At 66.2% G+C, this 14866-nt stretch carries 11 protein-coding genes; 7 read left to right on the top strand and 4 right to left on the bottom strand.

Annotation, left to right across the window (positions count from 1 at the left end):
* Positions 1–161 precede the first annotated feature (161 nt).
* The 6 genes from ACQYVW_RS11165 to ACQYVW_RS11140 all read left to right on the top strand — a co-directional run bounded on the left by ACQYVW_RS11165 (position 162) and on the right by ACQYVW_RS11140 (position 8975).
* A complete protein-coding gene (locus tag ACQYVW_RS11165; protein ID WP_434932505.1) occupies positions 162–2249 on the top strand; it encodes a glycoside hydrolase family 99-like domain-containing protein in 2088 nt (695 codons plus the stop codon).
* A gap of 376 nt (positions 2250–2625) precedes the next feature.
* Complete coding sequence (locus tag ACQYVW_RS11160) at positions 2626–3357, top strand: methyltransferase domain-containing protein (RefSeq protein ID WP_434932506.1); 732 nt, start codon at positions 2626–2628, stop codon at positions 3355–3357.
* A 333-nt stretch (positions 3358–3690) separates the two neighbouring features.
* Complete coding sequence (locus ACQYVW_RS11155) at positions 3691–4437, top strand: electron transfer flavoprotein subunit beta/FixA family protein (protein WP_434932507.1); 747 nt, start codon at positions 3691–3693, stop codon at positions 4435–4437.
* Positions 4437–5378 carry an electron transfer flavoprotein subunit alpha/FixB family protein gene (locus tag ACQYVW_RS11150; RefSeq protein ID WP_434932508.1) on the top strand — a complete coding sequence of 314 codons (942 nt, stop codon included), beginning with the start codon at positions 4437–4439 and terminating at the stop codon, positions 5376–5378. The genes ACQYVW_RS11155 and ACQYVW_RS11150 overlap by 1 nt, the downstream gene beginning before the upstream one ends.
* A gap of 391 nt (positions 5379–5769) precedes the next feature.
* On the top strand, positions 5770–6153 hold the full coding sequence (locus ACQYVW_RS11145) for an EamA family transporter (RefSeq protein ID WP_434932509.1): 384 nt from the start codon (positions 5770–5772) through the stop codon (positions 6151–6153).
* Positions 6154–6311: 158 nt separating this feature from the next.
* Entirely contained in the window at positions 6312–8975 is a 2664-nt protein-coding gene (locus ACQYVW_RS11140; protein ID WP_434932510.1) for a hypothetical protein, read from the top strand.
* 132 nt (positions 8976–9107) lie between these two features.
* On the opposite strand, the gene ACQYVW_RS11135 is transcribed toward ACQYVW_RS11140, so the two are convergent.
* Genes ACQYVW_RS11135 through ACQYVW_RS11125 form a run of 3 tightly spaced genes read right to left on the bottom strand, consistent with a single transcriptional unit; the run spans position 9108 to position 10965 of the window.
* Positions 9108–9473, bottom strand: coding sequence for a DUF2304 family protein (locus ACQYVW_RS11135; RefSeq protein WP_434932511.1), 366 nt, complete (start codon positions 9471–9473; stop codon positions 9108–9110).
* Entirely contained in the window at positions 9470–10189 is a 720-nt protein-coding gene (locus ACQYVW_RS11130) for a glycosyltransferase family 2 protein (RefSeq protein ID WP_434932512.1), read from the bottom strand. Before ACQYVW_RS11130 ends, ACQYVW_RS11135 begins: the two co-directional genes overlap by 4 nt.
* Entirely contained in the window at positions 10186–10965 is a 780-nt protein-coding gene (locus ACQYVW_RS11125) for a glycosyltransferase family 2 protein (protein WP_434947043.1), read from the bottom strand. Before ACQYVW_RS11125 ends, ACQYVW_RS11130 begins: the two co-directional genes overlap by 4 nt.
* 687 nt (positions 10966–11652) lie before the next feature.
* On the opposite strand from ACQYVW_RS11125, the gene ACQYVW_RS11120 reads away from it, so the two are divergent.
* On the top strand, positions 11653–14169 hold the full coding sequence (locus tag ACQYVW_RS11120) for a DUF7657 domain-containing protein (protein ID WP_434947042.1): 2517 nt from the start codon (positions 11653–11655) through the stop codon (positions 14167–14169).
* Positions 14170–14229: 60 nt separating this feature from the next.
* Here the strand turns inward: ACQYVW_RS11120 and ACQYVW_RS11115 are convergent, their stop codons facing one another.
* A complete protein-coding gene (locus ACQYVW_RS11115; protein WP_434932515.1) occupies positions 14230–14715 on the bottom strand; it encodes a hypothetical protein in 486 nt (161 codons plus the stop codon).
* Positions 14716–14866 lie beyond the last annotated feature (151 nt).

Here is a 14866-nt window from a genome sequence, read left to right as displayed (position 1 = left end):
CTCCGTTGCTGAAGATGCCAGCATTCTAACCGCCAGCGCAGCCTGGCCCATCGGACGAAGGGACAGTGCGCCGGCGTCGAACGCACTGCCTGGCCATTGGCCCTGACGCGGCGATTGCCGCACCATACGCGCCCCTGGGCAGCCTCATCGCGAATCGGCGCATGCCGCGCAAACTTCTCGTCTCCCTGCCGCGTCGCGCCGCCTTCCGCCTCCTGCGTGGCTTGTTCCGCCTGCTGCCGCTCGGAGCAGGCTCGCGCGACCGACTTCGCCAATGGTTCCTCCACCGGCTGGGATTTCTCGTACCCGAGCCACCCCGGGGGCGTCTGCCAAACGCCTGGGGCCAGGAGCGTCGGCAGCGATGGGTCGCGGGGAGTCGGGCCATCGGATATCGGGATGCGTCCGCTCCGACTTTGCCGTCGCCGCTGCCGGCCAGGCTCGTCGCCTTCTATCTGCCGCAGTTTCACCCCATACCGGAGAACGACGCTGCCTGGGGTGAAGGCTTTACCGAATGGCGCAACGTCAATCGCGCCGTGCCTCAGTTCGACGGCCATGGGCAACCGCGGCTGTCGGGAGAGCTTGGTGATTACGACCTGCGCGATCGGGACGTCATGCATCGGCAGGTCGAACTGGCGCGCCGCTACGGCGTCAGCGCCTTCGCTTTCTATTTCTATTGGTTCAAGGGTCGGTCGCCGCTCGAGGCGCCGTTGCGAAACTGGCTTTCGGACCCCACCCTCGACCTGTCTTTCTGCCTGTGCTGGGCAAACGAAAGCTGGACCCGACGCTGGGACGGCCGAGACAACGAGGTGATCCTCGGCCAGCAACACTCGCCGCAGGACGACCTCGACTTCATCCGGCACGTCGCCCGCTACCTCGCTGATCCTCGCTACCTGCGCGTGGACGGCAAGCCAGTGCTGATGGTGTACAGGCCGAGCCTGTTTCCCGACATCCGCGCCACCGCGGCACGTTGGCGTGACGAATGCCGCCTGTTGGGCATCGGCGAGCTGCATCTATGCTACGTCCAAGGATTCGAACGCCCCGATCCGCGCGACATCGGCTTCGATGCGGCGGTCGAGTTCCCGCCCAACCTGACCGAGCCGGTCGATATCACCGGTCGGCAACGATTGCTCGTACCGGACTTCGCTGGCAAGGTGCTGGACTGGCGAGAACTTGCCGGACACGCACTCCGCAAGGAAGTGCCCGATTATCCGCTGTACCCAGCCGTGAACCCGGGCTGGGACAATGAGCCGCGTCGCCCCGGTCGCGGCAGGATCCTGATCCATGCGTCACCGCGCCGATACCGCGACTGGCTTGCAGGCACCATCCGCCGCGCGAGACAGCATGGCGAGAACGACCTTGTGTTCATCAATGCCTGGAATGAGTGGGCCGAGGGCGCGGTACTCGAGCCCGATCGCAGGCTGGGCCACGCCTGGCTGCATGCGACGAGCCAGGCCCTGCAGCCGGCGTCCGCGCCCTCGATGCACAGTTGCAAGCCAGCCGCGATCGTGCACGCCTGGTATGAAGAAGAGTTCGCCGACATCCTGCAGCGCCTGGATCGAACCGGGATCGCATGGCGCCTGGTTGTTACCACGGCACCGGAGCGCGAGGCGGCAATCCGGGCGGTGCTTGCGCACTCGGGGATGCAGGGCGAGATCGAGGTCCACGAGAACCGCGGACGCGACATCCTGCCCTTTCTGCGGGTGGCCGACCGCCTGCTCGACGAGGGCGTGCAGATTGCGCTGAAGCTGCATACCAAGCGCTCGATCCACCGCGGCGACGGAGGGCGCTGGCGGCTTGAAATGCTGGATCGATTGACCGCTCCGGCGCGCGCCACCCGCATCATGGAGGCCTTCGAGGCCGCCCCGACGCTCGGGGCGGTGGCACCGGAAGGTCACGTGGTGCCAATGAAGACATATCTCAGCGCAAACCGCGACGCCATCGAGTACCTCGTCACCCGCCTGGGTCTTGGCGACAGACGGTACCTGCAGCACAGCTTCATCGCCGGCAGCATGTTCTGGTGCCGGCTCGACGCCCTGCGCCCGCTGCTGGACGGCCACTTGGAAGAGTGGGAATTCGAGTCCGAAGCCGGCCAGCTCGACGGGACGTTCGCCCATGCCATCGAGCGCGTGATCGCCCTGTGCGTACGCGATGCCGGGTACAGCGTCCAGACCGCGGCAACGGTCGCCGGGAAAGCGGGGCCGGGCGGGCACGGTGCCGGTCCCTACCCCTACGCTGCGCCCAGCCACCGCTGAGCGAGGCTCCGCCTCCGCCGCTCCAGCCCACGCCCCGCTGCCCACATGCGGCTAGAATCCCGGGGGCGCCATGTATCCCGCTACCGCCGCTGCTTCCCCCGCAAGCTCCGTGCAGGAGGAAGGTTGCAGACAGGCCCGTCATGGGCTGGAAAACCAGGTCGTGACGCTCCAACACATCCACACTGAGGCGAGGTCGCTCTGGTCTCCTCCCCGGGGCACCGGAGCGAACTTGCGGAGACCTGGGCCGCCTTACGACGGCCTCGGGGACCACGCCGCAGGACCACTCGACGGGTCGTGGTAGCAAGCGCGCCAGCCCAGGGCATCGGGGTGGCGTTGGAACAGACCGGCCGATTCACCGACACCCAGGAGAGGCAGCATGCGCCAGGAGCACCATCTCGAGACCCTCCGCTACACGGCACTGGAGAAGGTGACCCTGCCGCGACCGGTGGACCGTCTCGAGTTCATTGCAGACAAGGTCCAGGGCAAGGCGGTGTTCGACCTGGGCGCACTGGACGAGACCGCGCTGGATGCCAAGCGGCAGGACGGCAGCTGGCTGCATGCCCGGTTGTGCGCGCGCGCGCGCAGTGTGGTCGGCATCGACAACTCGCTGAGGCTGCCTGCCGGCGGCATGGATACGCACAACGGCGGCCGCATCATCCACGCCGACATCTTCGACCTCGGCCCCGTCGTCGAGCGCCATGGCAAGCCGGATGTCATCGTTGCAGGCGAACTCATCGAGCACCTTCCAGATACGAGCGGATTCCTGGCCAGCCTGAAAGGCAATGCGGGCCTGCGCGGCGCGGAGTTCGTGTTCTCCACGCCCAATGCCTGCTGTTGGCACAACGCAATCGTGGGATTGGCAGGGCGCGAGTCGATGCACCAGGACCATCTCCAGATCTATTCGTACAAGACCCTGCGCACCCTCTTCGCACGCGCCGACATCGAGTTACGCGAACTCGTGCCCTATCACGTTCGATTCACCGAGATGATCAACAGCACGTCGGGGCTGAGGCAGGCGGGAGTGCGCGGTTTCCAGCGCGTGGTGAATACCTTGGAATCGATCACCCCGATCCTGTCCGCAGGCTGGATCGGGGTCGCCAGGCTTTGAGCGGGCGGGGTGACCCGGACCGCGAGATCGGCCGGCATGGCCCCAACCCATCGGCGCCGCTGTCGCCAGCGTAGCGATCCGCCCCGGGGAAGGGCGCAGGTCCGCCCGCGCCCGGGCTAGCCCTGGTCCGGCGACGCAATGCACGCGCCGGGATCGACGTCGTCCGAACCGGCTGGCCGTCATCCGGGCGCCTGGGTTTCTGGCGCCGTAGCGCTCCGTCACGTCTTGCAGGCGCCCCGGCCGGTGCCCACAGCTCGCACTGCCCCCCTTTGAACGGCTAAAATTGGACGCTGATTGGCGACCGTCCGCCTGCACCTCATGGATTTCCGAAAGATGAAGATCCTCGTCGGCTACAAACGCGTGGTGGACTACAACGTCCGCATCCAGGTCAAGCCGGACGGGTCCGGCGTGGTCACCGACGGCGTCAAGCTGTCCGCCAACCCATTCGACGAGATCGCGCTGGAAGAAGCATTGCGGTTGCGCGACAAGGGCATCGCCACCGAGGTGGTCGTGGCCACCATCGCGCCCGCCGATGCCGCCGGCCATCTGCGCAACGGCCTGGCCATGGGCGCCAATCGTGCCGTCCACGTCGTCTGCGACCAGCCGATCCAGTCGCTGACTGCCGCGCGAGTGCTGTTGAAGCTCATTGAGAGGGAGCAGCCGGACCTGGTGATCCTGGGCAAGCAGGCGATCGACGATGATGCCGGTCAGACCGGGCAGATTCTGGCCACACTGTGGGGCCGCCCGCAGGCGACGTTCGCGGGCAAGCTCGAGGTTGCGGATGGCAAGGCCACGGTCACGCGCGAGGTCGATGCCGGGCTCGAGACGCTCGAAGTCGACCTGCCGGCGGTGGTCACGACCGACCTGCGCCTCAACGAGCCGCGCTTCATCAAGTTGCCGGACATCATGAAAGCCAAGTCCAAGCCGATGGAGAGCATTCCCTTCGCGGATCTCGCCGTGGAGGCGGACGACACGCTCAAGGCGACGCACTATGCGCCTCCGCCCAAGCGCAGCAGGGGCGTCATGGTCAAGGACGCGGCCGAACTGGTCGCCATGCTCAAGCAGAAGGGGTTGCTCTGATGTCCAAAGTCCTGATCGTCGCCGAGCACGCAGACGGCAAGCTCAACGCGTCCACGGCCAAGTGCGTTTCCGCCGCGCAGCGATTGTCGCCCGAAACGATCGACATCGTGGTGCTGGCGGCGGACCCGGCGGCTGTTGCCGCCGAGGCCGCCAGGATCGCCGGCGTCTCCCGTGTGCTGACGGTCGCCAATGACGCGAACGCCCATGCCATCGCGCAGGTGCTTGCCCCGCAGGTCGCCGAACTTGCCAAGCACTACAGCCACGTGTTTGGCCCCAGCACCACCTTCGGCAAGGACCTCATGCCCTGCGTCGCCGCGCTGCTCGGCGTGTCGCAGGTCACCGACGTGATGGCCGTCGAGAACGCGCACACCTTCAAGCGCCCGATCTATGCAGGTAACGCCATCGTCACCGTCGAAGCGGCGCACGACCGGGTCGTGGTGGCCACTGTACGCAGTGCCTCGTGGCCCGAAGCAGGCCAGGGCGGCAGCGCGGCCATCGAAGCTGTGGCCGTCGAGGCCGCGCTTCCAACGCACACCCGTTATGTCGGCCTCGCGGCCGGCAGCAGCGGCCGCCCGGATCTGCAGAGCGCGAAGCGGGTCGTCTCCGGCGGCCGCGGAGTGGGGTCGTTGGAGAACTTCAAGATCATCTACGACTTCGCGGACCGCATTGGGGCCGCGGTTGGTGCCTCGCGGGCTGCGGTCGACGCTGGCTATGTACCCAACGAGATGCAGGTAGGCCAGACCGGCAAGATCATCGCGCCGGAGCTGTACATCGCTATTGGTATCAGTGGCGCGATCCAGCACCTCACCGGGATCAAGGATGCAGGCACGATTGTCGCCATCAACAAGGATGCCGATTCGGCGATCTTCGAGGTGGCTGATATCGGGCTGGTTGGGGATTTGTTCACCGTGTTGCCGGAGCTGGAAGCTGCGCTCACCTGATGCCGGGTTGCGCACCGTCGCGGGCGGTAGCCCCATCCAGCGGCGGAGCGCAAAGCCTGACTGAGCCCGGGATCGCCGTGGTACCAGGCCGGCTGGCGCGACTCTCCCCGATCTGGAGGGAGTCTGGTTCCCGCCACTTGGCGCCAAGCCCACGACGTCGTGGACGGTGTACACCTCGATTCCAATTGCGTTGTCCGGTGCCGGTCCGCCGCCATGGGACTCCGGTTGCCTCCAAGCCCCGCCTGCCGCCGGATCGGACTGGGCGTCGCAGGCAGGTTGCCGAAGCATAGTGGAACAGGTTCGCCCACCAGGGCCACTGCGATTCGCCGTCACCCCCCTGCTTTGCGAGCTACCCATTCGCCTGTCAGAGCAACCGAGCACCACTGGAACCATGAGCGTCTACCTGCTGATCTTGACCACGACCCTGTGCACCATTGCAGGCCAACTGATCCTCAAGCGCGCGGTCACCGCGCTGAAACCCCTATTGCAATCGGGACCCATCGATTTCCTCATCGGCGCAGCGTTCTCGCCCCTGGTGATTGCCGCGCTGAGCCTTCAGGTGATCGGCTATGTGGCCTGGCTGTTCGTCCTGTCCAAGTCCCAGCTGTCAGTCGCCTTCGCGCTGTCGGGTTCGTCGTTCTATCTGCTGATGGCGGTCGCGAGCTGGTACTTTTTCGGTGAGCGCCTGGGACCCTCCCAGTGGTTCGGACTTGTGTTGATTTCCGTGGGCGTCGTGCTCGTCACAATGTCGCATCCGGCGCCCGGCACCGCCTGAGATCACCAGATACTCGCGACCGTGACGCTCAATTCCAGCACAACCTCGTCGCAGCGGTGCACCTCGTGGTGACCGAAGGCAATCCCATCGGCGACCGAGGTAGCCACTGCACGGCCTATCCTCCGGGCTGACATGACGCTCGACCGGGAAACAGCCGCGTGAACTTCGTCCGAGCGCAGGGACGTCGTCGTTGGCCCGTCGCCCTGATCTGGCTGTTGCTGGCGTTTGCCTGTTGTGCAGCGGTCGTGTACGGAGTACGCGTCTGGAAGATGCCCGCGACTGTCGACGTGGAGGTCCGGATGTCCTCGACTATCAGCGGCAAGGGACAGTTCTTCCCGCTAGCATCGACGGGTTACACCGAGCAGACCTCCATCCAGTTCGCGCTCCGCGATGACGGCGTGGCATACGATTACACGGCTCAGCTGGTCGGGCTTGTCCAACCTGTCTTTCGGTTGGACCCCGGCTCCGGCCCCGGCAGCGTCGTCATCCATTCGATCCGCATGCGGAACAAGCATGGCGACGTGCGGTTGGATGGTCCCGGACTCAGGGACGCCGTGCGCCCACTGAACCAGTTGGCATTCGAAGGCGGGGGCAACGGGCTGGCGTTCAGATCCGAGGGACCGGATCCTCACCTGCAGGTGTCCGTGCCAGCCGACCTGCTGGAGGGCCACCGCGAGTATCGGCGCCGTGGCGCCATGATCGGCCTCGGGGGCGCAGCCACCCTTGTGCTTCTGCTCTGGCTGGCGCGCGCGCGCCTGGTCGCCATTGCCCATACTGGGGATCGATCGGGCAGCCGCCGCTTCTTCTTCGCCGGCCTTTTCGTCACGCTGGTGTTGCTGGGAGTGCTCGGCGCAGGGTGCGGGGGGTTCTGCGGCTTGAATGGCGTCCGCTATGGAGCCGGGCTATTGCTCGCAGCCCTCACGCTGGCTGCGATCGGTGCGGCCTCCTTGCGACTGCTGGACATGGAGCGGCCTGGCACGACACGCCTCTTCCTTTGGATCGCCACGGGTCAGTTGGTACTGGTCCTGTACGTATTCGGGCGTTCTGCGCTCCAGGCCGTGCTGCCCCTGCCACCACTTGGCGCTTTTGAGCTGGCGCTCCTGGCGACCGCAGCGCTCGCCTACCTTTGGTCGGCTCGTCCCGTCCGCGCGCGGCAGCTCGCGCCGCTGTCTGCCTGGCTGGCGATCGAACTGGCGCTACTGGCCGCCATTTGCCTGGTCGTGGCCGACCGCGAATTGCCCCGGGTGGTGATGCTCTCCAGCGATCCCGACACGCACGCCTACCTCGCCCGCCAGGTCGAACTCCTCGGTGCCATTCCCTGGCATGGCGAATCCAGGTTCGGCTACCCCGCCGGTACCGCCGCACTGGGTTTCATCTGGGCCAAGCTCGCACTGCTCGATGTGCGCAACAGCGTGGCCGCACTGCCCCTGCTGCAGAGCTTCCTGGCGGCCTTGCTGCTCGGCGAGGCGTTATCGGTGCGGACGCGGTCACCTTCGGTTCGGCTGGTGGTGATGTTGACGACCATCGGGCTGACCGCGGCCGGCTTCCTGATCCCGCTCTACTCCAACTACAGCCACATGGAGGGAGCCGGGCGGCAGATGGCCATCGCCACCGCAGCAATCGTCGCGGCCATGCTCGTGTCCGGCGGGCCGACCCGCGGTCGCGACGGAAAGCTCGCACTGATGGTGCTGGCGAGCCTGTTCGTACTAGCCGTACTGAATCCGATCAGCGCTGTCGTACCCATCATCCTTGCAGTCGGCTGGGTCGTGCATTGCGCCATCGTGCACGGCAGGATCAGCTGGTGGCTGTTGGCGATCGTGGGCTTGCCGATCCTGTTGCTGCTCGATCCCTATTACTTCCAGATGTTCACTGATTACGGCTCGACCAATCCGAAGATCACGGTCAGCGACAGCATGCAGGTCAAGTCGGCACAGCAGGTGCTGGCGGAATGGCTGGATCACCACGCCAGCAACGCACGGCGGTTCCTGCCCGGCGGCTGGGCCATGGGGCCTGGGCAGGCTATCCCGATGTTCGGGATGCTGATGGCAACCATCTTGGCACTGCGGTTACTGCTGGGGTCGTCCGTCCGCGTGCGTATATCCACCGTCGTCACCGTCGGGCTGATCGTGTTGGCGCTGCTTGCCGCCGAAGGCCTGTTCTGGGCGCTGCGTGACGATCGGCGTTTCTATCTGCTCGCGCCCTACTACGCCTTTTCCCTGGGCCAGCTCAAGATCCTGCTGGTCACCGGCATGGCCGGCGGCATCATCCTGCTCGGGCGCGCGCGCGGCCTGAATCCTCTCAAGCTGCTGATTCCGGCCCTCCTGCTGATCCTGCCGGTGCGTCTGGGGATGCATGAAACCCAGCGCTTCGTGCTGGACCCGCGTGCGGACTACTGCGGCTCGATGGGCTGTGCAAGCCCGGATGACCTCGCGGTCATGGCGGAATTCGCTCGGCTGATCCAATCGGACGGCGACGAACCGTCCACCTTGCCACGGGTACTGGTTCCGAACTCAGTGCACCGCACGGCCAACGAAGACTGGGTGTTCCCGGTCACGGGAGCACGGGCGCTACCGTTCCACGATGTGCCGCCGATCGCGTTCTTCTATTACCAGGGCGACGACGACTACACCACCGACACCTACCACACACATGTCTGCCGGCGCTTCGACCGGGAGTGGCTACGGTCCCAGGGCATCGGGTACATCTTCCTGCCGTCGGCCCGTGATGCCGCCTGCATGGAAGGAATGGAACAGCTGCCCGCGACCGAGGAGATCGTGGTTCGCAGTGGCAACAGTTACCTGTTGCGGCTACGCGCCCCATGAACTCTATTGGACTCCAGGCTCTTGTGACGTGGTCCATCCCGGCATGGCTCGATGCCGATCCTCGGGACGATCACCGTCCTGGTCATGCTGCAGTCGGGATGGCGATGCGCCGATGCGGCAGCGCGAGCGAAGTTACGACGATCCGGTCGGGACGTCCCCCGGCTCCGCCCCGTTGTGCCGTTCGGGCTCTCGCACATGGCGGATGGCCACGTGCCGCGCCAGCCGGGTCAGCGTCTCGTGCTGCGTGCGCAGCTTGAGCGACAGGTTGAGGATCAGCAGGAAACTGGCCGCGCAATACAGATAGAGGACCAGATCCGCACCCCGGCCGACCCCGAGGCGGCGCGCCGTGCCATCAGCGGCTTCGGGAACCCAGACGAACACGCCGCCGATGACGGCAACGGCAAGCAGACCGAACCCAACCAGCCGCGACACACGCCACTCTCTCAGCGCGAACAGGACGACGAGGCCCAATGCGAGCGTCAGCAACAACTGGATCATGATTTCAGCCTCTGCATGACAAGATCCACGAGAATGTTGAGAGCCTCGAAGCCCGACTGGCCCTTCGCCCTGGAGTACTCGGTGTAACGCACATGCACCGGGCACTCCACGTAGGGAATCCGCTCGGCCGCGATCTGCTCCAGGATCTCGGATGCATGAGCCATCCGGTTCTGGCGGATCCGGATGCGGGCCGCGCCAGCGGCGGAAAACACCCGCAGGCCGTTGTGGGCATCGGTCACCTTCAGCCCGGTCGTGATCCGCGTGAACACGGTGGCAGCCTTCAGCAGGAGCCGCCGGGCCTTGGTGGCATTGGTCGAACTCCCCTCGAGGAAACGGCTTCCGAGCGCGACCTGGGCGCCATTGCGCAAGAGCGCCTCGACCATGCCAGGCACGTCATCGGCATCGTGTTGGCCGTCGGCGTCGAAGGTAACCACGAATGCCGCGCCCTTCGACAGCGCGTAGGTTATGCCCGTCTGAAGGGCCGCGCCTTGGCCGAGGTTTACAGGGTGGACAAGCACGGTCGCGCCCGCCTGTAACGCGATTTCGGCAGTATCGTCGACCGAACCGTCGTCGACGACCACGATCCGGGCGAAACGCCCTGAGAGTCCGCTGACGACCTCGCCGAGCGCACTACCCTCGTTGTACGCGGGGATGACGATGAAGACGCCTCCCGGCGTGGCTGCGTGCCCGGTACTCGGATCCATCTGCAGGCTCATCCGTTGGTGGTGTAGCTGGCCGCATACAGGCGCGCGAGAACGCGCGCAATGCTTCCCGGCCAGAGCTGGCGGAACATGTCTTCGTCCTCGCGCGCACGCGCCCCGTCGACGATACAGGCCGTGGTCTCGCTACCCGCATGGATACGGTGGAGGACCAGCGGCTGCCGCACGTATAGGAATGCGCCGTCGCGCGCGGAAAGCTCCAGCCACGCGGCCCAGTCCATGTTGGTCCGCATGTCTGTCCGGAACCGGAAACCCTCCAGGCGTGCCCGGTTGAACGTCACGGCCGGGCAGGCGACCGGATTGCCGAAACGCAGCAGCATGCGCTTCCTGGCCACAGTCCTGGCCACCCTGGAACCCAGGAACGCCAGCTCCCGCTGCAGTTCCTTGACCCACAGCGTGCGATTGCGAGGACGCACGCCGCCGTCGTCGAATTCGCGGTAGTCGGTGAACGCCAGCAAGGCGTCCGGAGCTGTCGCAAAGGCCTCCTGCACCGCCGCCGAGTGCGCTGGTGCATAGATGTCGTCCTGGTGGGCGATGGTCACCAGTTCTGCATCGGCCGCCTCATACGCGGCATTCCAGTCTGTCCCGATTCCCCGATTGGGACCGTGGACAACGACGCGCGCGCCATGCGACCTGGCGATTGATTCGAGCCCATCGAACGGCGTCGACGTGGACACGACGACGCTGGCGGCGCGCTGCCCCCGGAGCGACTCCAGGCAGGCCTCGAGGTGGGGCGACCGGCCATAGGCGGGCACGGCGTATACATGCCGCATCACAGCCCGTCCCCGCCGCCGCGCCCCGGTGTCGTGTCCCCGGCAAGAGAGCGGCGGCGCCAATTAGCCCCGACTGGCTTGGGAATCGATACGACCATGGCTATGAATATGGTGTTGGTTGCTCACAAGTCGGCCCGACGCCGACCGCCTGAAGGGGGCGGGTGTCGAGTCGGGCCCGCGGCCACGCAGGGCAGAGCGGTGGCCCGGCAAGCCGCGCTGCATCGGCGCAGGATACCGCATCCCCCCGGATAGCTCGGGCCTTTCACGCGAAGCCCGCTGGCCGATACAGCCTCTGCCAGGTAAGGCGGCGTGGCACGCTGCGCCATCGACCCGCGCCGCAACGGTGCATCCCAGCGGCCGAGCCGGTGCGCCGTTCGGTGGGACACCGGTCCCCAAGGAGAAGTGCCCCCGGGAGCCGGCAAGCGGCGACGGGGCTCCGGGTATACTCCGCGGCCCGATGCCCGGACGGTGCATGCACGGGAGCACTTGGGCTGCGCGCGGGGGCTGAGCGTGCCCCAACTGGTTTCGACACTGCTGCACGAAGCAGAGCCACTTCTGTGCCCTACGGGTAGGTGAGGCATACCGTCTATGAGTTCCCCATCATCGCCACGACTTAGCCGAACTCGCGCGTGGATTCGTCCCTGGCTGACGCGGGCGGGCCTCATCGCGCTCTTCTTCTTCGCGGGCATGTCCACCCTCGGCCTGCCGCGAACGCAAGTGGTCGCCGAGCTCGAGATGAGCGCAGCGAGCGGCGAGCGTGGCGAACTCTTCTACCGGAGCCACGACAACGTCTTCACGCAGGGCGACAGCAGAGCGTTCGTCATCCAGGACGATGGCAAACCCCACTCGTACACCATAGAGCTGCCTGTCTCCAAGCGCATCGATCGGATCCGCATCGACCCCGCGTCCGGCAGGGGCGAGGTCGTCCTGCATTCTTTCGAAATACGGGATTCGAAAGGTGTACAGCGCTTCGATGGCCGGGCGCTGTTCGATGCGCGCGGCCAAGTCAACCAGTCCCGTTTGGAACTCTCGGCCAATGGTGACTTGGTCCTTCACTCCTTCGGGAACGATCCTTACGTCGAGATCTCCCTGCCACGGCCCGCACGCGGCCCGCACGCGTCGGTGGTCGCGCTGCAGCGCCTGCTCCTTGCCCTGGCTGCCGCCGTGCTGCTCGCCGGTTCTTGCGCTGGCATCATGCGTGCACGACCCGCCTGGACCGGGCTTGAGCGCTTTCAGCGCTGGGGACGTTACCTGGACGACGAGCTGCTGGTGTTCACGCCCGCCGTCTGCGCGACGTTCGCGCTGATCGCAGCGTCCGCCGTGCTGTTTGTGGGCCTGAAGCTGCACCAGTCCTCCATCGAGGTCTGGGAGCACGCCTACCCGCGGGCGCCCGTCGAACAGGCGATCGATGTCGGCCCTCCGCGCCACATCAGGTCGGACGAGTGGAAAGTGCATACCCCCTGGGTCCTCAACCAGGTACAGGCGGGGAGCCCCAGCGTGAACCACAACGTGGGCGGGGCAACCGCACCGCTGGTCGCGGGGGTTCCGGTCGCAGACCCCGTAGGTTGGCCAAACATCAAGTACGCGGGTTTCCGGTTTCTCGACATCGAGCGCGGCTACGCGTGGTCCTGGGCATACAAGAGCTTCGGACTCGCGCTCTCGTTCCTCTGGCTGTTGCTGATACTGACTCGAGGCAACCTGCCGGCGTCGCTCGCCGGTACGGTCTGGGTCTACTTTTCGTCCTACACGCAATGGTGGTTCTCGAGCGCGCTGCCCGAGATCATGACGGCGTTCGCACTCGGCACCGTTGGCGCTCTTTACAGCCTTTTCTCGGGGAGTCGCCGGATGATCGCGGTCGGTGCCGTCCTGGTGGTGTATGCCGCGACCAGCCTGGCGCTCAACCTCTATCCGCCCTTCATCCTGCCCCTGGGCTACCTGGCCGTTGCCATCCTGGTTGGATACGGACTGGAGCGAGGCGGACTCGGCAGGTTCAGGCAGGAAGGCTGGTTCCGGTCCACCGTGCTCCTCGCGGCCGTGGTCGCGACGGCGCTGTACGGCGTCTGGTTCTTCCACGCGGCGTCGAGCGCCATCGCGTCGATGATGGATACCGCGTATCCGGGTCGCCGGGTCGCCTCGAGCGGTGGCGTGCCTGTCTCGAAGCTCATGCACGGCTTCTTCGAGGCTTTCCGGATCGGCGAGACCCATTTTCCCAAGCTGCCCTTCAGTTACAACGCCAGTGAAGCCAGCGGGCACCTGATCATGCTCCCCCTCGCCTTCATGCTCGTGCCGCTGGGGCTTTGGTTTCGGCGCCGGAATGCACTGCTGACATCCATGGCCTGCGCCTGCGCGATCGCGTTCGCCTGGGTTGTGTTCGCGCTGCCGGCACCCGTGAACCAGCTCCTGCAGATCGCGGGCTGGTCGTCGGTGACGCCAAAACGCGCCCTCATGGCCCTGGGCGTCGGCTCGATTCTCCTGTGCACGGTGTTGGTCGCCCGGATGCAGGCGTCGCGACCGTCGACAGGCGCTCGCCGGCTGAGCTGGATCACCGTGCCGCTGGCTGCGTGCGCCGTTTTCTACCTCGGATGGCGGCTCAGACAGGCCGACCCGGCTTTCTTCACCTGGCAGGTGTTGGCACTGGGCACCTTGGCCACCACCCTCATCGCGATCGGGATTTCGCGGGGCCAGGTGCGATTCCTCGCCACCGGCATCGCCATCGTGGCATTGCCCGCGGCCACGGTTAACCCGCTGACAAGCGGGCTGTCCTCCATCCTGGACAAGCCCGTTCTGCAGGCGGCGAAGAGACAGGGTGGCGCGCCCGGTGACCGCTGGGTCGCGATCGGCGACAACTTCTTCGCCCAGGGACTCAAGTCGGTCGGCCTCGAAGTGTGGGGCGGCACCCACGTGATTCCCGACCGGCCGGCGCTGGAACGACTCGACCCGTCGCTGCGCTACATCGGTGTATGGAATCGATATTCCACGATCAGCATTGCGTCAGAGCCGGGCTTGACGGCCCCCCGGTTCGAACTGATCCACCCCGACCAGTATCGCGTCGTCCTGGACGTCTGCGGATCGACCTTGCAGGAACTCGGGATCACCCACGTGGCCTACACCGTCGCCGTGCCCGCAGCGGACTTGCGCTGCCTCACCCCGCTCGACGCTCCGGACGACAGCGGGGTGCGGCTGTTCCGCCTTGCCGGGCGGTGATGCCCGTCGCCGGAGCCGCAACCCCGGCGACATTCACCATCGACCCGCGCGGGACGCCCGTCAGTAGGTGTTCCACATGATGTGGATCGTCCCGACAGCTTCGGGATTCTTCAGTTCGGGCCCGCGCTCAGGGGACTGACCCATGAACACGAGGGTGGGAAATCCACGCTTCACGAAGACCGCGTCGTAGCGGCCGCCATCCGAGGATTCCTTCGACTTCGAGTAGCCTGCGTTCTGGAGCGTAGCCTGCGCGCTGGCCATCGCGGCCTCGATATCGCCCTCCAGCACCTCCAGAAGCACCCGGCGCCGACTCACGCCTTCCTTGTTCTTGTCGACGATGTCATACGCGGTTCCGTATGCGAAATCGGGGATGAAACCCAGCCCGGTCAGGACATCGATGCCTGTCGCGGCGCTGGCTGGCGACTTCTTGGCCGCATCCGCCGTCGGCTCGACGGTCGTCCCGCCGGGGGTCTGGTCGGCGTTCTGTTCCGCGCCGCATGCGGCCAGTGCGACGACGATGGCCGCCGCGAGAAGAAGCTGTTTCATGGATTCACTCCGTATGCCAGGTTAAGGTTGAAATGATCAGACCGTTGGGAGGCGCGACGCGCGGCCCCACGCAGGCCGGAGGGCGGGCATTATCCGCGGCAATCGCATGAACCCCGGCGCCCCGCTGTGCCCCCGGACGGCACGTCGCTAG

Origin of the sequence: Luteimonas campi, from assembly GCF_051162505.1 — a bacterium.
GTDB lineage: Bacteria > Pseudomonadota > Gammaproteobacteria > Xanthomonadales > Xanthomonadaceae > Luteimonas.
This window is presented reverse-complemented; position numbering and strand designations above follow the sequence as displayed.